17 protein-coding genes are annotated in these 19665 nt (G+C 53.0%); 9 read left to right on the top strand and 8 right to left on the bottom strand.

Annotated elements, in window-relative coordinates:
• The first annotated feature begins 51 nt into the window (after positions 1-51).
• Together LWL52_RS18940 and LWL52_RS18935 are read left to right on the top strand one after the other, a co-directional pair.
• Entirely contained in the window at positions 52-921 is an 870-nt protein-coding gene (locus tag LWL52_RS18940) for a GNAT family N-acetyltransferase (protein ID WP_242923283.1), read from the top strand.
• Positions 922-1059: 138 nt separating this feature from the next.
• Complete coding sequence (locus LWL52_RS18935) at positions 1060-1386, top strand: DMT family transporter (protein ID WP_302467800.1); 327 nt, start codon at positions 1060-1062, stop codon at positions 1384-1386.
• Between the two features lie 53 nt (positions 1387-1439).
• Here the strand turns inward: LWL52_RS18935 and LWL52_RS18930 are convergent, their stop codons facing one another.
• From LWL52_RS18930 to rsfS, 5 genes are all read right to left on the bottom strand, one after another.
• Positions 1440-2252, bottom strand: coding sequence for a hypothetical protein (locus LWL52_RS18930; RefSeq protein ID WP_242923281.1), 813 nt, complete (start codon positions 2250-2252; stop codon positions 1440-1442).
• A complete protein-coding gene (locus LWL52_RS18925) occupies positions 2242-3012 on the bottom strand; it encodes a UDP-2,3-diacylglucosamine diphosphatase (protein ID WP_242923279.1) in 771 nt (256 codons plus the stop codon). The genes LWL52_RS18930 and LWL52_RS18925 overlap by 11 nt, the downstream gene beginning before the upstream one ends.
• A complete protein-coding gene (locus LWL52_RS18920) occupies positions 2996-3646 on the bottom strand; it encodes a LutC/YkgG family protein (RefSeq protein ID WP_242923277.1) in 651 nt (216 codons plus the stop codon). The genes LWL52_RS18925 and LWL52_RS18920 overlap by 17 nt, the downstream gene beginning before the upstream one ends.
• 13 nt (positions 3647-3659) lie before the next feature.
• Entirely contained in the window at positions 3660-5798 is a 2139-nt protein-coding gene (gene ftsH / locus LWL52_RS18915; protein ID WP_242923275.1) for an ATP-dependent zinc metalloprotease FtsH, read from the bottom strand.
• A 67-nt stretch (positions 5799-5865) separates the two neighbouring features.
• Complete coding sequence (gene rsfS / locus LWL52_RS18910; protein ID WP_242923273.1) at positions 5866-6240, bottom strand: ribosome silencing factor; 375 nt, start codon at positions 6238-6240, stop codon at positions 5866-5868.
• A 54-nt stretch (positions 6241-6294) separates the two neighbouring features.
• On the opposite strand from rsfS, the gene LWL52_RS18905 reads away from it, so the two are divergent.
• The 5 genes from LWL52_RS18905 to rlmB all read left to right on the top strand — a co-directional run bounded on the left by LWL52_RS18905 (position 6295) and on the right by rlmB (position 13203).
• Positions 6295-7041 (top strand): biotin--[acetyl-CoA-carboxylase] ligase, encoded by a 747-nt coding sequence (locus LWL52_RS18905; RefSeq protein ID WP_242923265.1) that lies wholly within the window; start codon positions 6295-6297, stop codon positions 7039-7041.
• A 373-nt stretch (positions 7042-7414) separates the two neighbouring features.
• The gene (locus LWL52_RS18900; protein ID WP_242923263.1) at positions 7415-7993 is read left to right on the top strand and encodes a T9SS type A sorting domain-containing protein; all 579 of its coding nucleotides are present in this window, start codon (positions 7415-7417) and stop codon (positions 7991-7993) included.
• Between the two features lie 122 nt (positions 7994-8115).
• On the top strand, positions 8116-11070 hold the full coding sequence (locus tag LWL52_RS18895; RefSeq protein WP_242923261.1) for a glycosyltransferase family 117 protein: 2955 nt from the start codon (positions 8116-8118) through the stop codon (positions 11068-11070).
• An 88-nt stretch (positions 11071-11158) separates the two neighbouring features.
• Positions 11159-12400: a GWxTD domain-containing protein gene (locus tag LWL52_RS18890; RefSeq protein ID WP_242923260.1), complete on the top strand. Its 1242-nt coding sequence runs from the start codon at positions 11159-11161 to the stop codon at positions 12398-12400.
• A complete protein-coding gene (gene rlmB / locus LWL52_RS18885; protein WP_242923258.1) occupies positions 12373-13203 on the top strand; it encodes a 23S rRNA (guanosine(2251)-2'-O)-methyltransferase RlmB in 831 nt (276 codons plus the stop codon). Before LWL52_RS18890 ends, rlmB begins: the two co-directional genes overlap by 28 nt.
• 118 nt (positions 13204-13321) lie before the next feature.
• Here rlmB and LWL52_RS18880 read toward each other — a convergent pair whose 3' ends face one another.
• On the bottom strand, positions 13322-14398 hold the full coding sequence (locus LWL52_RS18880; RefSeq protein ID WP_242923256.1) for a mannose-1-phosphate guanylyltransferase: 1077 nt from the start codon (positions 14396-14398) through the stop codon (positions 13322-13324).
• Positions 14399-14402: 4 nt separating this feature from the next.
• Entirely contained in the window at positions 14403-15374 is a 972-nt protein-coding gene (locus tag LWL52_RS18875) for a KpsF/GutQ family sugar-phosphate isomerase (RefSeq protein ID WP_242923254.1), read from the bottom strand.
• 66 nt (positions 15375-15440) lie between these two features.
• Here LWL52_RS18875 and recQ point away from each other — a divergent pair, with 66 nt between their 5' ends.
• Entirely contained in the window at positions 15441-17621 is a 2181-nt protein-coding gene (gene recQ, locus LWL52_RS18870; protein WP_242923252.1) for a DNA helicase RecQ, read from the top strand.
• 243 nt (positions 17622-17864) lie between these two features.
• Positions 17865-19154 (top strand): phosphoribosylamine--glycine ligase, encoded by a 1290-nt coding sequence (gene purD, locus LWL52_RS18865; protein WP_242923250.1) that lies wholly within the window; start codon positions 17865-17867, stop codon positions 19152-19154.
• Between the two features lie 69 nt (positions 19155-19223).
• Here purD and LWL52_RS18860 read toward each other — a convergent pair whose 3' ends face one another.
• Complete coding sequence (locus tag LWL52_RS18860) at positions 19224-19637, bottom strand: BrxA/BrxB family bacilliredoxin (protein ID WP_302467802.1); 414 nt, start codon at positions 19635-19637, stop codon at positions 19224-19226.
• Positions 19638-19665 lie beyond the last annotated feature (28 nt).

The raw sequence follows: 19665 nt of genomic DNA, 5'->3' as shown, positions 1-19665 counted from the left end.
CTATACTTTGTTTTTATCTTTTTCGGTCACCTATCAGCTTCGTTCATCACCATGGAAGATCTTACCTTTTCCTTCCTTTCAGAAAAGCAGCTGCCCGGGCTGCGGCAGACATTTCTGCAGGCCTTTGCCGATTACCTGGTGCCCATCCAGCTCAGCGAGGAGCAGTTTAAGGCAAAGGTGCAGCGCGAGGGCATTCGGGCATCTTTCTGCGTGGCTGCCTTTGTGGGCAATGAGATGGTGGGGTTTATACTGACCGGCGTGGGTGCGTGGCAGGGCAGGCCCACAGCTTACAACGCGGGCACCGGGGTGCTGCCGGCATTCCGGGGGCGCGGCCTTACCTGCCAGTTATATCAGTTCCTGCTACCCAAGCTGCGTGAAAGCGGTCTGGAGCAATGCCTGCTGGAGGTACTGCAGGAAAACGCCCCGGCGCTGAAGAGCTATGAGCGTACGGGTTTCCGGATTACGCGCGCTCTGGATTGTTTCCGGGCCCCCAAGCATACTTTGCTGCTGCAGGCAGATGAGCCGGACGATATTGTGCTGGTGCCGGCTGAAAAGACAGCAGAAGCTACCTACCGGAGGTTCTGGGATGTAGCGCCAAGCTGGCAAAATGACTTTGAAGCGATCAAAAGGAGCGGCGCCGCGTGTCGTACACTAGAGGCCCGCAACAGCCAGCAAGAAGTGGTGGGCTATATTGCTTTTTTTGAAAAGAACGGGGCCGTGGCGCAGCTGGCAGTTGGGGAGAGCTGGCGGGGCAGGGGCATCGGCTCGGCCCTGCTGCGACAGGCCATGCAGCAGACGGAAGCACCGGCTATCCTGTTCATCAACATCGAGACCAGGGCAACAAGTATGATCGCCTTTCTGGAACGGCGCCATTTCTCCCGTGTTTTAAAGCAGTATGAAATGCTATTGCCTATTGTTTAACCCTGCATTAACATCGCCAAAGAAACAGCAGCATGCCTTGCCGGTGTAGCAGGCAGCGCGCTAGGGGTAGGCAGGAATATCCTGTAGAGGGGCAGCACAGATTCTGTATCTTTGCATCAAATTAAATGAATCTGAAAGATGAATATGGCGTGGGTATACCTGTTGCTGGCCGGCATATGCGAAATAGGCTGGGCGTTTGGCCTGAAGTATAGCGAGGGCTTTACCAAACCTCTTGTAAGTATTGTAACCGTGGTGGTCATGATCCTGAGCTTTGTGCTGCTCGCCCAGGCTATGAAACAGCTCCCGCTGGGCACAGCGTATGCAACCTGGACGGGCATCGGCGCAGCCGGTACCGCTATTTTGGGGATGGTATTTCTGAACGAGCCCCGCGACCTGCTCCGCATCCTTTGCCTTTTGCTGATTATTGCAGGCGTGCTGGGCCTTAAATTCCTCTCTAAAGCCTGATCGCGAAGCGGACCGGAACGTTTCCCGAGCCGAACTGGTACTTTTAAAGCTGCTTAGTCAACCGTGTAAATATCTGCCGCCTTGGAGGTGAACAGGAATACCTGCTTTCCGCTGAGCAGGGCTGCCAGGTAAGGCTTTTGCGCCGGCAGGGCTAGCGTGCGTTCTTCCGAAGTATAAAGATCCAGAAAGTGCAGTGCCCCATTCTGTACAAAGTATAGCTCGTTATTGCGGAACCCGATATAAGAGACTCCTTTGTAAGGCAGCTTCTTTTTGTAATTGCCCAGGTTATCAAACACAAAGATCCCACCATTGTAGTCGAGCAGGTATACCATGTTCTGGTACTCGCGTAGCTGGCGCACATCAAAGCGCTCTTTGTCCAGAATCAGGTTCAGGGGTGTTTCAATCGTGGTTTTGCCCAGACGCATGTCCAGCTTGCTCAGCGTAAGGGTGGTTTCGTCGAACAGCCAGAAAGCATCGTCGGCTGCCAGTGCGGCCGCTTTAGCGGTTCCCGGGTAATTCAGGTCGGCTAAGGTGATGCTGCTGATGGGCCGCAGAAAGCGGTCGAGGAGCAGCAGTTGCTGGCGGTCCTGGTAAAAGAGCAGCAGCTTGAGGGGGTTCCAGGCATCAATGCTGCTGATGCGGCCGCGGGTTGGAGGCGAAAAGGTGTCCAGCGGGCGGCCCAGCGAGTCGAGGCGCAGCAGGTTATTGCGGGCATCCAGCAGGTATACATGGCCATTGCGGTCCTGTGAAATGGCGGTAGGCGAGCTGCTCGGCAGGCTGTGGCTGAAACTGAACGACAGGCCCTGGCTATGTGCAGCCGGCAGCAGCAGTCCCCAAAGGATCAGCAGGTAGAAGCTAACCTTCAAAGGTTTCGAGTTTTAGTGTTTCCCCATCAAATACGGCATACGTGCAGTAGTTCACCCATTCGCCTAAATTAATGTAGCGGCTGTCGCTGCCGATGGGCAGGTCGAGCGGCAGGTGGCGGTGCCCGAAAATATAATAATCGTGGTGGCGGTCCGCTTCCACTTCGTTGCAATACTGTATCAGCCACTCGTCTTCGCCTAAAAAAGCTTCGTCTTTCTTGATATTGCTGATGCGGCTCTTCCGCGACCATACATTAGCCACGCCAATGCCCAGGTTCGGGTGGATGCGGGCGAACAGCCACTGGCAGGCTTTGTTGTTAAACACCTTTTTGAGAAGCTTGTACGTGTGGTCGCCAGGACCCAGGCCATCGCCATGGCCGATGTAAAACGTTTTGCCGCCATACATGGTGGAAACCGGCTGGCGCACGATCGGAATGTTGAGCTCCCGGGGAAAGTAATCGAACATCCACATGTCGTGGTTCCCCGTGAAAAAGAAGACCGGAATACCGGCATCGGTAATTTCGGCCAGTTTTCCCTGCAGCCGCACAAAGCCTTTGGGGATGGCATGTTTATACTCGAACCAGAAATCAAAAATATCGCCTACCAGGTAAATGGCGGCGGCATCGGGACGTACCTGCTCCAGCCAGCGGACAATTTTCTGCTCGCGCGCCCGGCTGGTGGTGGCGTCTGGCACGCCTAAATGGAAATCGGAGGCAAAGTATACTTTCTTGCCCGGTGGCAGTGGATTAATGGGGGAGGTCATCGATCAGGAAAAGGACGAGCTGCCGGGGGCCATGGGCACCCATTACTAATGTTTTCTCGATATCGGCGGTGCGGCTTGGGCCGCTTACCAGCGTTACCATCGAAGGGAAGTTTTCTTTGTGCCGGTTGCGGATATGCTTCAGGCCATCTTTAATATCGGGCACCAGCTGGCTTGCCTTGGCAATCACCAAATGATTTTCAGGATAGATGCTGAGCCGGCGGCCGGCGGCGTTGGCAGAGCTGATCAGAATGCTGCCGGTACGGGTAATCAGCGCTTCACACGTGGTCAGGCCGGCATCTGCCTGGGCAATAAAGTTTTCCTCGTCGCTTACAAAATCAATACCGGCATGGACCAGGATGCGCTGGATGTTAGGCTCCCACACAAACAGGTTCTGAAGCTGCTGCTCTTTTTTGTAGACATACAACTGGTCGAAAAAGTCTTCCTCGTTCTCGCAGTAGATGAACACGCCACTGTTGTTGATAAAGTTCTGCGCAAACTCCACCGACATATCCTCTGACACGGGGGCGTGCAGCGGCGAGGTGAAATCCGGGGTAGGAGGCAGAAAAGGCGCCGACTTAGCCAGCGCCTCTCTTACTCTTCTTAATACTATTTCTTTGGTCTTTGCTTCGTACATGCCTGCTTTTGCATCAAGCCGTTCTCGAATTTACAGGGTTATCCTGGGCCGCAGCGCCGTTTTCCAGCGGCGTGCCGGGCACAGCGCCTTCCTGCTGCTCCGGATGCGGAGTCTGGCCGCGCTCTTCCGGATTTTCTATCTGCGGATGGAGCTGCTCCACTTCGCTCAGGGTTTCGCTACGATCAGTACCAGCCGTATGCGCCTGGTACGTAGTCAGCGCCGCAAACGGGCGTGGGCCAACCAAACGCTCTAGGTCGCTCTGGAACAGGATCTCTTTCTGCAGCAACTCCTGCGATACAATTTCTAACTCTCTTTCTTTCGAGATCAGCAACTGCTTGGTACGCTGGTAGGCGGCATCAATGATCTTGCGCACCTCTTCGTCAATAGTCTGGGCAGTGGCTTCGGAGTATGGTTTGTTAAACGAATATTCCGCGTTCTGCTTCGAATCGTAGAACGATACGTTGCCGATCTTGCTGTTCATGCCATACATGGTCACAATGCTGTAGGCCATTTTGGTGATACGCTCCAGGTCGCTCAGCGCGCCAGTCGAGATCTTACCAAACACAAGCTCTTCTGCTGCGCGTCCGCCCAGGGCCATGCACATTTCGTCGATCAATTGCTCGGTCGTGTACAGGAACTGCTCTTTAGGTAAATACTGGGCATATCCCAGCGCAGCTACACCGCGCGGCACAATGCTTACTTTCACCAACGGGTCGGCATGCTCCAGGAACCAGCCGGCAATAGCGTGGCCCGCCTCGTGGTAAGCCACAATCTTTTTCTCTTCCGGCGAGATGATCTTGTTTTTCTTCTCCAGTCCACCGATCACACGGTCAATGGCATCGTTGAAGTCCTGCTGGTCCACTGCTTTTTTGTTACGGCGGGCGGCAATCAGGGCAGCCTCATTACAAACGTTAGCAATTTCGGCACCGGCAAAGCCCGGTGTCTGGGCAGCCAGTTTGCGGGCATCCACATCGGCGGCAAGCGTCAGCGGCTTCAGGTGCACGTTAAAGATCTCGGTACGGCCGTTAATATCCGGCTTGTCGATGCTGATCTGGCGGTCGAAACGACCTGGGCGCAGCAAAGCGGAGTCCAGGGTGTCGGGCCGGTTGGTAGCAGCAAGTATAATTACGCCGGAATCGGTGGCGAAACCATCCATTTCTACCAGCAACGAGTTCAGCGTATTTTCACGTTCATCGTTTCCGCCTGGTGCCTGGCCGCGGCTACGGTGGCGGCCAATGGCATCGATCTCATCAATAAAGATAATACACGGCGCCTTGGCTTTGGCCTGCTTAAAGAGGTCGCGCACACGGGCAGCGCCCACGCCCACAAACATCTCGACAAAGTCGGAGCCAGAGAGCGAGAAGAACGGTACCTCGGCTTCGCCTGCAACGGCTTTGGCCAGCAAGGTTTTACCTGTTCCTGGAGGGCCTACCAGCAGGGCACCTTTCGGTATTTTGCCACCAAGTATGGTGAACTTGGAAGGGTTCTTGAGGAACTCCACGATCTCCTGTACTTCTTCTTTTGCCTCTTCCAGGCCAGCCACGTCCTTAAACGTGATCTTTACCTTATTCTCGGCATCAAACAGGGCCGCTTTGGACTTGCCGATGTTGAAGATCTGGCCGCCTGCGCCTCCCGCGGTTACACGGCGCATCAGGAACCAGAAGCCGAACAACAGCAAGATCAGGAAGCCCCACTGCAGGAAGAAATCCGCAAAGCCGGTACGCGTGGTAACGGTGAGCGGCACCTGCTGGTCGCGCGGCGTTTGGGCCTGCAGCTTGTCGAGGTCTTCTTTAAAGATCTCTGGTGTGATGATCTGGAAATGATATTGCGGGCCCTGGTCCACGGCAATGCTGCTGCGGTCCTGAAGCTCAGTTTTATACTTTTCGTTCTGAAGCGCCTCGTCCTTGAGGTATACTTCCACCGTCTTGTCGTTAACGATCGTCAGTTTCCGGACATCGCCGCTGAGCAGCATTTCCTCAAAGTCCTTCTGGGTGGTCTCTACCGAGGAGTTGCTTTTGTTAAGCCAGGTTAAGCCGAAGATGATCAGGATCAGCACCGCCAGCATCCACAGTTGCATGGTGGGGCGTGGGGGCGTATTCGGGATGATCGGTTTCTTCTTTTTATTAGTATTCCCTTTGTTATTCTCTGCCATGAATGTTTAATTTCTGATGTATGAAAACACCGGCCAATACGAAAAGTTTACGTAGGTCCGAAATTGTTTAAACAGACGCTACGTGCTTAATGCTGGCATCGCCCCAAAGCTCTTCCAGGGCATAAAACTCCCGTTTGTCCTTTAAAAAAATGTGTGCGACCACATCCACATAATCCAGCAACACCCATTCGTTATTGGTGCGGCCTTCGCTTTGCCAGGGGTTCTGCCGAACAGCCTTGAAAATTTCTTCTTCTATGGAAGATGCGATGGCATCGAGTTGGGTATCGGAGGTGGCGGATGCTATGACGAAGTAATCGGATACAGCGTTTTTGAGTGATTTAAGGTTAATAACGACGATATCGGAGGCTTTCTTCTCCTGCATGCCTTTTACAACCAGTTCTGCCAATATGTCTGAATTAGCCTCAACCTTGGTTTCTTTCATTTGAGCTACTTAAATTTGAACTACAAAAGTACTAAATTCTACTTAAAAATATGTATGCCTGATACGCTGTTTATGGGCCAGCAGCTATATTTTCTGCCGGTTTGTGCATCCACTAACTCAGAGGCGCAACAGCTTCTTATCAAAAATGAAGCCACAGAAGGATGCCTGGTGCTCACAGCGCAACAAACCCAGGGGCGCGGGCAGCGAGGCAACACCTGGGAAGCCGCGCCGGGCAAAAATATCACGCTCTCGGTTGTGCTCTCGCCCTCCTTTGTAGCTGTCCGCCACCAGTTCTTTCTCAACATGGCCGTGTCGCTGGCTGTGCTGGACCTGCTGCAGGAGCAGGGGCTGGCGCAGGCCCGGGTAAAGTGGCCAAACGATTTATACTTTGAAGATAAGAAACTTGGCGGAATTCTGATAGAGAACACCATCAACAGCCAGTCTTTACAACATAGTATCGTCGGGATTGGTTTAAATGTGAACCAAATGGCCTTTAGCCACCCTAAGGCTACCTCGCTGGCCTTATGCCTGGGGCGCGAGTTGCCTGTGGACAAGCTGGTGGACCGGCTGATGGAGTTATTGGAGAAACGCTACCTGGCGCTCCGCAATGGCCATACGGCTCGGCTCAAGTATGAGTACCTGCAGGCGCTGTACCGTTACCAGGAGACGCACGACTTTCTTGTGGACAACGCGCGGGTGCAGGGCCAAATTGTGGGCGTGGACGAAGATGGCCGGTTAGCAATGGAAATAGCCGGCCAGTTGCGTTATTTTTCTTTCAAGGAGATCGCATTCGTGATCTGAGTCCCGGCGGCTAACGTGCCAGATTGTCGCACCCTTCCTTTTTCGTCAAAACAGAGCTGGTAAAAACGGGCATTTGAGTGAAGCCAGGTTTATACTTACTCGGGTGCCTGTTGCCCGTTCTGCAAAAATAGCGGCGGCTTACATTAGGGCTGGCGCAATTATTGATAAGGAACATGTTGTAAGTAGCCGTAGCCTGTCTGCAAATATTTTGTAGCATTATCCGGCTCAATTGCAAATATTTCAAAAATTATATTTATTGTTTTAAGTATTTTAAACTATCTTTGATTGTTATAGAGAAAAGAGAAGTTAAACGAAAGCAGAGGCCTTCTATATGAGAATTTTTACTAGAAAGATATTTTTAGCTGCCACTTTTATGGGAGCTTACCTGTTGGGAGTTGTGGGCGAGGCGCATTCTAAAGAGATTTCAAGAGAAGCGGTAGCAGGTGTTTCCCCGGTTTATAAGGGGGGCACCACGGTTTGGAAGCTATACCCCGAGCAACACTCAGAACTGATTTTGTCGGCGCAAAATGCCCGTCCCCACCTGCTTACCAGCGTAGAAGAGCACTCGTGTTCCAAGATCTATGCTTCGGCGGTTGGGCAGGTATTTCATACTGTGGAGCTGAAGGCAGAGAAAAGCATGTATGCTGCCGTGAGTCTGGCGGCCCTGGCGCCTAGCCGCAACCTGGTAAAGGAGTTGCCTTCCATTAACGCGTATCCTAACCCTTCGCGCGGCATCACATTGTTCTCGCTGAACCAGACAGCCAACGCCAGCTATAAGATCCGGATATCCAATACCATTGGCCGGGTAGTAACCAGCGCGGAAGTGGCCCCGGCCAGCGCCAACACGGTGGTGCAGCTGGATATGAGCAGCCTGCCATCGGGGGTGTATTTTTACAGCCTGCTGGTGAACGACAAAACCGTAGAAACCAAGCGACTCATACTTCAGAAATAACGCCTGGCCACAGGCAAAGCATCAGAAAGCCGGCTCAAAGCCGGCTTTTTTATTTTTAACTTCTAAATTTAAACTCAGGCTTAACATTATTTATTATTTTCGGGGCTGAATCAATAATCGCTATGACAGATTATCGCAAGATAAATAATATTGTAGGCTGGGTCGTGTTCCTGATCGCAGCTGTGGTGTATGTGCTCACACTGGAGCCAACGGCCAGCTTCTGGGACTGTGGCGAGTTTATCGCCAGCTCGTATAAGCTGCTGGTGCCGCACCCGCCGGGAGCGCCGCTCTTTTTGCTGGTCGGCCGCATGTTCTCGCTGTTTGCCAGCGATGTGACCCAGGTAGCCTGGTGGGTGAACCTGCTCTCGGGCCTGTGCAGCGCCTTTACGTCCCTGTTCCTGTTCTGGACTATTACGATCTTAGCCAAGCGCATTATGCTGAAAGAAGGCCAGGCGCCAACGGCTGCCAACATCCTGCTCATCATGGCGAGTGGCGTGGTGGGAGCGCTGGCCTATACTTTCTCCGACTCTGCCTGGTTCTCTGCCACCGAAGCCGAAGTATACGCCATGTCGTCGTTCTTTACGGCCATTGTGTTCTGGGCTATGCTCAAGTGGGAAGCAAAGGCAGGAGAATCTACCGCCGATAAATGGCTTATCCTGATTGCCTACCTGGTAGGCCTTTCCATTGGCGTGCACCTGCTCAACCTGGTTGCCATCCCGGCACTTGCCTTTCTCTACTACTTCCGCTTGTATAAACCCACTTTCTGGGGAGGCGTGATCGCTTTCCTGATCAGCGCGGTGGTGATTGCCGTGATCATGTGGGGCATTATCCCGGGGCTGCCTTCGATGGCCGGCGATGTGGAAGTGTTCTTTGTGAACAGCCTCGGCCTGCCTTTCGGCTCCGGCGTGATCGTGTTCGTGCTCATCGTGGTGGTGGCCATCATCGTGGGTATCCGTTACTCGATCACAAAAAACAACCGCATCCTGAACACTGCTTTGCTGAGCCTGGTATTTGTGCTGATCGGCTACTCGTCGTATATGATGATCCCGATCCGCTCAAGCTACGAACCGACCATCGACGAGAACGACCCGGATGATATCCTGAGCGTGGTGGCTTACCTCAAGCGCGAGCAGTACGGTGACCGGCCGCTAATTTACGGTCCGCAGTATAATGCCCAGCCGGTGGACCAGGAGGAAGGTGCCCCGCGTTATTTAAAAGGCAAGGACAAGTATATCGTAACGGGCCACAAGATCGAGCCGGTTTATGATAGCAAAGACAAAACGCTGCTGCCCCGCATTTACAGCGACCAGCCGCAACATATAGCCGAGTATAAGAAATGGGTGGACCTGCGCGAAGGCGAAATGCCGACGTTTGGTCAGAACCTGAGCTTTTTATTCCGTTATCAGTTGGGCCACATGTACTGGCGCTACTTTTTATGGAATTTTGCAGGCCGTGAAAGCGATGTGCAGAATGCCGGTGTGCTGTGGTTCGGAAAAGACGGCCCCAATATTCCGGACCGCGTGCTGGAGAGCAAAGCCCGCAATTGTTTTTACCTGTTGCCGCTCATAGTTGGTATACTTGGGCTGATCTACCAGGTGCGCAAAAAAGAGCGCGATGCGTTTGTGATCGGCCTGCTGTTCTTCTTTACCGGCATCGCCATTGCCTTGTACCTGAACCAGCCGCCTACCGAGCCGCGGGAGCGTGATTATACCTTTGCCGGCTCTTTCTACGCCTTCAGCATCTGGATTGGTCTGGGTGTGCTGGGCGTGGCTGATCTGCTGGAAAAAGTGCTTAAGAACAACATGGCCAAAGCAGGCCTGACTACCGTGCTCTGCCTGAGCGTGCCGTTGATAATGGTGGCCGAAGGATGGGACGATCATGACCGCTCGGGCCGTTACCAATCCGTGGATTCTGCCAAAAACCTGCTCGATTCGTGTGCGCCAAATGCCATCCTGTTTACCAATGGCGATAACGATACGTTCCCGCTGTGGTATGCCCAGGAGGTGGAAGGTTACCGGACCGATGTGCGCGTGGCCGTGCTGAGCTACCTCAACACGGACTGGTACATCGACCAGATGAAGCGCCAGTCCTACAAATCGGCGCCGTGGCCGCTGTCGCTGGAGAACGAGAATTACCGCCAGGGTACCAACGATTACCTGCCATACGTGGAGCGTCCGCAGGTAGCTGCCGGCATCGACCTGAAGCAGTTTATCAAGCTGGTGAAGGAAAACCACCCGGCCCTTCAGGTGCAGTATGGCGCGGGTACCACGCTGCTGACCATGCCTACGCACAACTTCTTTTTGAATGTGGACAAGCAAAAGGTGCAGGAGATGGGCTTTATTCCGGCCGAAAAACAGGCCGAGATAACCGACCGTATGCAGTGGACCATCAACAAGTCGCTACTGGAAAAGAAGCACCTGATCATGCTGGATTTGCTGAGCACCAACGACTGGAAGCGCCCGATTTACTTCTCTACCACCGTGAACAGCGCAGACTTTATTGGCTTGTCGCAGTATTTCCAACTCGACGGACTGGCGTTCCGGGTAGTGCCCGTGAAGACCGCCAGCGAGGAGCAGCAGGGCTATGTGAACAAAGAGGTGATGTATAACAACCTGATGAAGAAGTTCAGCTTCCGCAACTTTGATGACCCTAACATTTTCTACGATGAGAATTACCTGCGCTTCTCGGCCAATGCCCGCGACAAGTTTGCCGAGCTCGCCAAAGCATACCTGAAAGATGGCAACCTGGCCAAAGCCAAGGAGGTGACCGACTACTGCTTTAAAGTAATGCCGGGCAATTCCCTGCCATACGACTACTATACACCGCAGTTTATCTCCATCTTAAACCAGGTAGGCGAGAAGGAGAAAGCCCGCCAGGTGCTCGACGAGATGGCTAAAAGTTCGCAGCAGGCACTGGATTATTACTTTGTGAAAGGATCGCTGTTCGATACCGAGATCCAGACCAATATGGTGATCCTGCAGCAGCTGGTAAACGAGGCACAGGCAATTGGCCTCCAGGACCGTGCCGAGGAGCTGCAGCAGCAGTTTATGCAGTACCTGCAGCGCATGCGCGGCTAAACAAAAACAGTTGTAAATCAGTAATAAAAGCCGGGTTGTGCCTCACAGCCCGGCTTCTAGTTTTCGGGCTTACCAAACTCCAGTTAGAATGAAGTATATCCTGATCCCCTTCTTTCTTTTTATGCTGCTGCTAAGTGCCGGTTGTGGCAGTCCGGTATCTTCCGGCCGGCGGCTGGAGCCGGTAAGTATGGCGCGCCCGCCCCGGCCCGAGGTTACCATGCTGCACCGCTTTTATGCGCGTGGCGACAGCTTATACTTGTTCCTGCGGTTCGAAGATGTGCGGCAGGTGCTGGCGGTAAGCCAAACGGCCAAGAGCCTCTACTATAGCGTGCGGGCCGGTGCAACCGAGCGCGATGCCGTGTTAGCCACCGATTCGGTGAACATTGCTAAAGCGGGCCAGGTAGAGGGGCAGGGCGTGCTAGTGCCTTTAACGCTGCCGCTGCGCTTGGTACAGGAGCCCAACGTGCTGCACCTGCAGCTATGGCAGCACCTGAGCGCAGGCGAGCGCCTGCAAACCAAGTATAGGTTGCCCTTGCAGGCCGCTATGGGAGAGAAGCATTTTATAGTGATGCAATCCGCCAGTAACAGGCCCCTGTTGCAGGACTATACCACCACCACCACGCCCTTGCTGCTGCAGAAGTATGGCCCGGAGGCGGGCCTGCTGGAAATGCAGCGCTTTGAGGCCGATTTCACGCCGGCACTGCCGCCCATGTCGGCTCGGCAGGAGGTGGTGCCGCGCACCATTTCAGTAGCGGAAACAAAAACGGTGGTGCCAGGCGATACTTTTTACCTGCAAACACCCGGCCTTTACCTGCTTGCGCCGGGCAGCAAATTTGCAGCAGGCATCCTGGCGCAGCCCAATGCCTTTCCATTGGTAACGATGGCCAGTGAGCTGCTGCCACCGCTCATTTATCTCACTACCACCGCGGAGCGCGAGGCCCTGTTGCGGGAAACGGACCCCAAAGCAGCCGTGGACCGGTTCTGGTTAAAGCTGGCCGGCGACAAAAGCAAGGCGCGGGAGCTGATCCGCACCTACTATGGCCGGGTAGAGACCGCTAACAAGCTTTATACTTCGCACAAGGCCGGTTGGGCCACTGACCGGGGTATGATCTACATCATCTATGGCATACCCAGTGATGTAAGCCATGTGGGCAACACCGAGAGCTGGATCTACCGCGATTCGGAGACCTCGCCTTACGTGAAGTTCGTTTTTACCAAAAAAGAGAATAACTTTACCGGAAATCATTATGAGCTGATACGGCGCCCCGAATACGAGGAGAGCTGGTACAGCACAGTAGCCAAATGGAGAGCAGGTATAACAAAAATGTAGGCAGCCGCTACGGTAGCCCCAGAACACCCCGGGAAGAGAAGATAGAAATGATTTTCGGCTCACGGCCTATTTTAGAAGCCATGCTAGCCGGTAAAACATTAGAGAAAATATTTCTGCAGCGGGGCTCCCGCAACAGCACCACCGACGAGATCACGGACCTGGCCAAAAAGTTTGATGTGCCGGTTGCCTCCGTACCCGTAGAGAAACTTAACAATCTCACCCGAAAAAATCACCAGGGAGCCGTGGCGTTCCTGTCGACCATCTCGTATGCGCCGCTGGCCGAGATCGTGACCTCCCTGTTTGAGCAAGGCAAGAGCCCACTGCTGCTTATCCTGGACCGCATTACGGATGTACGCAATTTTGGCTCCATTGCCCGCAACGCCGAATGTATGGGCGTAGATGCCATTGTGATCCCGAGCCGCGGCGGCGCACAGATCAATGCCGATGCCATTAAAACCTCGGCCGGGGCGCTGCACCTGGTGCCCGTTTGCCGCGAGCCAAACCTGAAAGACACCCTTGATTACCTGAAGGATTACGGCGTGCAGATAGTAGCCTGTACCGAGAAAACGGAGCAGAGCCTGACGGATAACGAAGTGGACATGACAGGACCCACAGCCATAATCATGGGAAGCGAAGAAGACGGTATTTCGCCGGAGTACCTCAAGCGCGCCGATGCCCGCCTGCGTATTCCGCTCATGGGCCAGATCGGCTCGCTAAACGTATCGGTAGCGACTGGCATTATTTTGTATCAGGCCATGAGCCAGCGCCTGCACGATAGCAGCAACTCCGGCCAACCAAGATAGACGTGTTTTATACTTGTAACAAAAAGCCCCTGCAACCAACAGCTGCAGGGGCTTTTTTAAGACCGATTTACGAAAGCAATATTTTTATACTTGCCTGAATACGTAATTCGTAACTAACTTAAATATAGTCGGCGCCTTTCTTCGACTTGGCGTCTGCCATAAACTCCTTTACTTTTTGCTCTTCTGATTTTTTGCAGATCATCAGCACGTTGTCGTATTCGGCTACGATGTAATCTTCCAGCCCCTGCAAAACCACCAGGCGCTCTTTGGGCGTTTTCACAATGCAGTCGCGGGTTTCGTAGAGCAGCACCTCGCCGTCTATCACGTTGCCGTTCTCGTCTTTGTTGTTGATGGTATAAAGCGAGTTCCAGGTGCCCAGGTCAGACCAGCCCATATCGGCCAGCAGCACATATACGTTGTCGACTTTCTCCATAATGCCGTAATCGATAGAGATGTTGCGGCACTGGGAGTAAGCGCGGGTAATAAAGTTCTGCTCTTCGGGCGTGTTGAGGGCGCTGGCGCCTTCTTCAAAGATCTCGGAAATCTCGGACAGGTACTGGCGGAAAGCCCGCAGGATACTTTGCACGTTCCAGATAAAAATGCCGGAGTTCCATACAAAGTCTCCGCTGTTGAGGAACATCTGCGCTAGTTCCAGGTTCGGCTTTTCGGTAAAGGTCTTTACTTTCTTTATACTTTTGGTTTCATCGTTGATGTACTGGATATAGCCATACCCGGTGTCTGGCCGGCTTGGGGTAATGCCCAGCGTGATCAGTACATCGTCTTTGGCCGCAGCTGCTACTGCCTTGTTGATCACGTCCGTAAACACCTGTTCTTTCAGCACCACGTGGTCGGAGGGAGCCACCACCAGGTTGGCATTGGGGTTGAGCAGGGAAATCTTGTAGGACGCGTAAGCAATGCAGGGGGCCGTGTTGCGGCCAACAGGCTCTAGCAGCACCTGATTGTCGCTGAGTTGCGGCAGTTGCGCTTTTACCAGGGACTCGTAGTCTTTGTTGGTCACCACAAAGATGTTTTCAGGCGGACAAATATCCTTGAAGCGGCGGGCCGTCATCTGCAGCATGCTTTCGCCGGTGCCCAGCACATCATGAAACTGCTTGGGGTAATTAGTCCGGCTGAAAGGCCAGAAGCGGCTTCCGATGCCGCCAGCCATAATCACTACGTAAGTGTTGTTATCCATGTCGTTAAACGAGTCCTTCTTTTAATAAATCGTGTAAATGTACAAAGCCCTCAAAATTACCAGATTTTGTGACAATAAGCTGCGTTATACTTTTATCTTGCATTATAGCCAGCGCTTCGGCCGCATACTGGTCGGGTGCGATCGTGAGCGGGGAAGGCGTCATAATGTCGGTGGCACGGATTCCTTCAATGGAAGCAAAGTTGTTGAGCATACGGCGCAGGTCTCCGTCGGTTATAATGCCGACTAACTGCCGGGAGCCTTCCTTTACAACTGCTGTGGCGCCCAGCCGTTTAGAAGAGATCTCTATAATAATCTCTTTCAGGGTGGCGTTTTCCTCTACGTGCGGGGCCTCATTCTGCGGGTATACATCGCCTACCATCAGGTAGAGCTGCTTGCCCAGGGAGCCACCCGGGTGCAGGCCGGCAAAATCGGAGCTGCTGAAGCCGCGGGCTTCCAGCAGGCAAACAGCCAGCGCATCGCCCAGTGCCAGCGCAGCCGTGGTGCTGGTGGTAGGCGCCAGGTTATGGGGGCAGGCTTCGCGCTCTACGTGGGCATTAAGTATAAAATCGGCACACTGGGCCAGGTAGGAGTCTGTGCTGGACACCATAGCTGCCAGTTTGGAGCCTTTGCGTTTTAGCAGCGGAACCAATACTTTTATTTCCGGGGTGTTGCCGCTTTTGGAAATACAGATCACAAAGTCCTCGGGCTGGATCATGCCCAGGTCGCCGTGGATGGCATCGGCGGCATGCATAAAAATTGCCGGGGTTCCGGTGGAGTTGAGGGTAGCTACAATCTTGGTGGCAATGTTGGCGCTTTTGCCGATTCCCGTTACCACCACGCGGCCTTGGCACTGCAAAATAGCTTCGACGCATTGGGTAAAGCCTTCGTCGATAAAATCAGCTAGTCTGGCGATTGCGTCAGCTTCTGTATGCAAGACTTTTTTTGCAGTTTGAGTGATGTTATTAAGTAGATTCAAATTAAATTTGTATTAAATGTGCTCTCAACGGGTACGTTGCACCAGGAATATTTTTTGCAAGATTACATGTCGGTAAAACAAGAGGTAAATCTCAAGAACAAATTAAAGGAAGTTTTTGGCTATAGTCAATTCAGAGGCAATCAGGAGCTGATAATAAACAACATTATCAACGGCAAGAATACCTTTGTCATTATGCCAACGGGAGCAGGCAAGTCGCTGTGCTACCAGTTGCCTGCGTTGTCACTCCCGGGCACGGCCATTGTGATATCGCCGCTTATTGCCCTGATGAAGAACCAGGTAGACCAGCTGAACGCTTTTGGGGTGAACGCCCAGTTCCTGAACTCTACCCTGTCTAAGTCAGAGATCAACAAGGTTAAAAAAGAGACCCTGGCCGGGGAGGTAAAGCTGTTGTACGTGGCGCCGGAGTCGCTTACCAAAGAAGATACCATCGAGTTCCTGCGCAACTCCAACATCACGTTTGTGGCCATCGACGAGGCGCACTGCATCTCGGAGTGGGGGCATGATTTCCGCCCGGAGTACCGCCGCATCCGCGGCATCATCGACATGATCGGCAACCTGCCCATTATTGCGCTTACGGCCACGGCTACCCCCAAAGTACAGCTCGACATACAGCGTAACCTGCAGATGGACGAGGCTTCGGTATTTAAATCCTCGTTTAACCGCACCAATTTATACTATGAGGTGCGCCCTAAGCATAACACCAAAAAGCAGCTCATCCAGTATGTGAAGCTCAACAAAGGCAAGAGTGGCGTGGTATACTGCCTGAGCCGCAAAAAGGTGGAGGAGATTGCCGAGCTGCTGCGCGTAAATGACGTGAAGGCGCTGCCGTACCACGCCGGGCTGGATGCCAACGTGCGCATGCATAACCAAGATGCTTTCCTGAACGAAGATTGCGACGTGATCGTGGCGACTATTGCTTTTGGTATGGGCATCGACAAGCCGGATGTGCGTTTTGTGATCCACTACGACACACCGAAATCCATAGAAGGCTATTACCAGGAAACAGGCCGCGCCGGCCGCGATGGCCTGGAAGGCAACTGCCTGATGTTCTACAGCTACGATGATATCATCAAGCTGGAGAAGTTTAACAAAGACAAACCCGTTACTGAGCGCGATAACTCCAAGCTGCTCTTGCAGGAGATGGCCGCTTATGCCGACTCGGCCGTGTGCCGCCGCAAGCAGTTGCTGCATTACTTTGGTGAAGCCTATGAAAAAGACTGCGGCTTCTGCGATAACTGCCTGCACCCCAAGGAGCGTTTTGAGGCCCAGCAGGAAGCGCAGCTGGCTCTGAAGGCTGTGCAGCAAACCGGCGAGCGCTTTAGTATCGACCACCTGACGGCTGTGTTGACGGGGCTGCGCAATCAGTACGTTACCAGCTACGACCACGACAAGTTGGAAGTATTTGGCGCCGGCAAAGACCAGGATGTGCAGTTCTGGAGCTCTGTGCTGCGCCAGGTGTTGTTGTCAGAATACCTGGAGAAGGATATTGAGAACTTCGGGATTGTGAAGCTGACGCAGAAAGGCCTGGACTTTATTCAGAACCCGCATTCGATTCAGTTGACCAAAGACCATAACTACGAACAGGAAGTGAAAGCCGACGAAGAGAAGGAAGAGACGCAAGCCGCTGCCGGACACGACGAAGTGCTGTTTGATCTGCTTAAGAACCTGCGTAAAAAACTGGCCAAGGAAAAAGGCCTGCCCCCTTACGTGCTGTTCCAGGACCCGTCGTTAAAGGAAATGGCCACTGTTTACCCGCTAAACAAAGAGGACCTGGCCCACATTGCCGGCGTAGGTATGGGCAAGGCCCAGAAGTTCGGCAAGCCCTTCCTGGACCTGATCACCAAGTATGTAGAGGAAAACGATATTGTGACGGCGGCCGATGTAGTGGTGAAAACCACGGTGAACAAATCCAAGATCAAGATCTACATCATCCAGCAGATCGATAAGAAAGTGGACCTGGAAGAGCTGGCAGCCTCCAAAGACCTGACCATGCAGGAACTGATAGAGGAGATAGAGCATATCTGCTACTCGGGCACCAAGCTGAACCTGAATTACTACATCAACAATATTCTGGACCACGAGCGGCAGGAAGAGATCTACGATTATTTTATGCATGCCAGCACCGATAACATCAGCGTAGCCCTGCAGGAACTGGGAACAGATGATTATACCGAGGAAGACCTGCGCCTGATGCGCATCAAGTTCCTGTCGGAGTATGCCAACTAAATGAGCAATTGTTAATTGTTGATTTTTGTTCAGCAAGATGGATATGAAAGACCGCTGCCATGTGTAGCGGTCTTTTCTTTTATACTTATATACTTAGCTCCGGCCAACTTGAACCCGCTTGCAAAGTATAAAACCTACTTTGTGCTGTAAGAGCAAGTATAAATTTATAACTTCGCAGTATATCGCTCTGCTGCACAACAATGGAGCACAAACAAATAACAACCCGTAATTAGCCCTTATACCATGAACGTTTTGATTATTGGGTCCGGCGCCCGCGAGCATGCCATTGCCTGGAAACTAAGCCAAAGTGAGTATTGTGAACAGGTCTTTGTAGCGCCCGGCAACGCCGGAACAGCTGCTTTTGGCACCACGGCCGCCGTGAACATCCATGACTTTAACGAGCTGGCAAAGTTTGCCACCGACTTTAACATCATGATGCTGGTAGTAGGGCAGGAGAACGCGCTGGTTGAAGGCATTCATGATTTTTTTCAGAGCTCGGAGTATTTGAAGCACATCCTGGTGGTGGGCCCAAAAAAGGCAGGGGCGATGCTGGAAGGAAGCAAGGATTTCTGCAAAGAGTTTCTACAGAAGTATAACATCCCCACGGCCGCTTACAAAACCTTTACAGAAGCCACTTTCCGCGAGGCTGTGGACTATGTGCGCAACCATACGTTTCCGGTCGTGATTAAAGCCGATGGGCTGGCGGCCGGCAAAGGCGTGATCATTGCCCAGAATTTTGAAGAGGCAGTAGATGCGCTGGAAGACCTGCTCCGCAACAAGCGCTTTGGCAATGCCAGCAGCAAAGTGGTGATCGAAGAGTACCTGCAGGGCATCGAAGTATCGGTGTTTATCCTGACCGATGGCAAAGAATACGTGCTGCTGCCCGAAGCAAAAGATTACAAGCGCATTGGCGAGGGCGATACTGGCCTGAACACCGGCGGCATGGGCGCCATCTCACCGGTACCATTTGCCGATGAGGCCTTTATGCAAAAAGTAAAAGAGCGCGTGATCGAACCGACCCTGCGCGGCATGCAGGAAGAGCAGCTGGATTATACCGGTTTCCTGTTTATTGGCCTGATTCGCGTAAACGGCGAGCCTATGGTAATAGAATTTAATGTGCGCCTGGGCGACCCGGAAACGGAGGCCATCCTGCCGCGCATCAAATCCGATTTGTTCGAGCTATTCCGGGCCTTGCACGACCACAAGCTGGGCGAGTTTAAGCTGGAAGTGGACCCACGCACAGCAGCCACGGTTTTCCTGGTGTCGGGCGGCTACCCCGAGGGATTTGAAAAAGGCAAGGAGATCAGTGGCCTGGAGCAAGTTGCAGCTGATGTGATGGTCTTTCATGCCGGTACGGTGCTGGAAAATGGCAAGCTGTTGAGCAATGGCGGCCGCGTGATTGCGGTAACAGCTCTGGCCGATACGCGGGAAGAAGCACTGGCCAAAGCCAATGCCGCTGCCGAGACCATTACCTGGAAGGGCCGCTACTACCGCCACGATCTGGGCTTTGATCTTAAAAATATACCTGCTTAAGGCAGCAGTTGCCCTTAAAACAGAAAGGCCGGTTCATGAACCGGCCTTTCTGTTTATACTTGCTTGTTACTAGCAATATGCTTCGAACGCACCCTGCAGGTTATCTACAATGCGGTTCAGGTCATTGCCTTCAATGTGGTAGCGCTCAATCATGTGTACCAGCTCGCCGTCTTTGAACAAGGCAATAGACGGGGAAGAGGGCGGGTAAGGCAACATGTGCTCACGGGCTTTGGCTACCGCATCCTGCTCCATGCCGGCAAATACGGTTACCAGTTTAGCAGGGCGCTTATCTGACGAAGCCACTGCCATTTTAAGGGCTGGGCGCGCTTTAGAAGCAGCACAACCACAAACCGAGTTTACCGCTAACAGCACAGTGCCTTCTTCCTTTAACGCCTGCTCCACTTCGTCGGCCGTCATCAGTTGCTCAAAGCCGATAGAGGTCAGGTCCTCACGAATCGGGGCAACCATATATTCAGGATACATTCCCATAATCATCACTATTAAAATAATA

The organism is Pontibacter liquoris (assembly GCF_022758235.1).
Taxonomy (GTDB): Bacteria; Bacteroidota; Bacteroidia; order Cytophagales; family Hymenobacteraceae; genus Pontibacter; species Pontibacter liquoris.
Note: the sequence above shows the minus strand (reverse complement) of the source record. Positions and strands in the feature narration are given on the sequence as shown.

Excerpts from the sequence above, each read along its gene's own strand:
- LWL52_RS18890 (WP_242923260.1), top strand. The coding sequence starts at position 11,159 with ATGAAGTATATCCTGATCCCCTTCTTTCTTTTTATGCTGCTGCTAAGT.
- rlmB (WP_242923258.1), top strand. The coding sequence starts at position 12,373 with ATGGAGAGCAGGTATAACAAAAATGTAGGCAGCCGCTACGGTAGCCCC.
- LWL52_RS18935 (WP_302467800.1), top strand. The coding sequence starts at position 1,060 with ATGAATATGGCGTGGGTATACCTGTTGCTGGCCGGCATATGCGAAATA.
- LWL52_RS18860 (WP_302467802.1), bottom strand. The coding sequence starts at position 19,637 with ATGTATCCTGAATATATGGTTGCCCCGATTCGTGAGGACCTGACCTCT.
- LWL52_RS18920 (WP_242923277.1), bottom strand. The coding sequence starts at position 3,646 with ATGTACGAAGCAAAGACCAAAGAAATAGTATTAAGAAGAGTAAGAGAG.
- ftsH (WP_242923275.1), bottom strand. The coding sequence starts at position 5,798 with ATGGCAGAGAATAACAAAGGGAATACTAATAAAAAGAAGAAACCGATC.
- rsfS (WP_242923273.1), bottom strand. The coding sequence starts at position 6,240 with ATGAAAGAAACCAAGGTTGAGGCTAATTCAGACATATTGGCAGAACTG.
- LWL52_RS18880 (WP_242923256.1), bottom strand. The coding sequence starts at position 14,398 with ATGGATAACAACACTTACGTAGTGATTATGGCTGGCGGCATCGGAAGC.
- LWL52_RS18900 (WP_242923263.1), top strand. The coding sequence starts at position 7,415 with ATGGGAGCTTACCTGTTGGGAGTTGTGGGCGAGGCGCATTCTAAAGAG.
- LWL52_RS18925 (WP_242923279.1), bottom strand. The coding sequence starts at position 3,012 with ATGACCTCCCCCATTAATCCACTGCCACCGGGCAAGAAAGTATACTTT.
- recQ (WP_242923252.1), top strand. The coding sequence starts at position 15,441 with ATGTCGGTAAAACAAGAGGTAAATCTCAAGAACAAATTAAAGGAAGTT.
- LWL52_RS18940 (WP_242923283.1), top strand. The coding sequence starts at position 52 with ATGGAAGATCTTACCTTTTCCTTCCTTTCAGAAAAGCAGCTGCCCGGG.
- LWL52_RS18905 (WP_242923265.1), top strand. The coding sequence starts at position 6,295 with ATGCCTGATACGCTGTTTATGGGCCAGCAGCTATATTTTCTGCCGGTT.
- LWL52_RS18895 (WP_242923261.1), top strand. The coding sequence starts at position 8,116 with ATGACAGATTATCGCAAGATAAATAATATTGTAGGCTGGGTCGTGTTC.
- purD (WP_242923250.1), top strand. The coding sequence starts at position 17,865 with ATGAACGTTTTGATTATTGGGTCCGGCGCCCGCGAGCATGCCATTGCC.